We start from the raw sequence: 391 nt of genomic DNA, 5'->3' as shown, positions 1-391 counted from the left end.
CTCTCTTCCTCTCCCCTCTCTTCACTCTCTATGCACGCCAACGATGTCGAGCTACCGCCACGTCCATGGCGACGGATTGACACACGTGGGCAATGCGCACGCGCGTCAGCCGATCTGCTCGAACAGGGACACGATGATCCCTTCGGGCCCACGCACGTAGGCCATCCGCACGCTGTTCTCGTACTCGCCGATGCCGCCGATTAACCCGTACCCGTCCGCAGCCACCGCGTCGACGGCCGCCTGGAGGTCTCCGACCTCGAAGGACACGTTGCGCAGCCCAAGCTCGTTGGCCATCGCCGTTGGCGATCCGGGCACGTGGTCGGGTGCGACGAAGGTCGCGAGCTCCAGCCGGGACCCTCCGTCGGGCGGCCGCAGCATTGCGATCTCACAG

The 391-nt window shown here is 66.0% G+C and carries 1 protein-coding gene; it reads right to left on the bottom strand.

The annotated features are described in order from the left end of the window. Window positions 1-105 precede the first annotated feature (105 nt). A partial coding sequence (locus AC1DYG_RS20460; protein ID WP_477641667.1) for a VOC family protein occupies window positions 106-391 on the bottom strand: 286 nt, incomplete at its 5' end.

It is taken from the genome of Pedococcus sp. P1_H8, from assembly GCF_056405175.1.
The sequence above is the reverse complement of the archived record's forward strand: the minus strand, read 5'-3'. Positions and strand labels throughout refer to the sequence as shown.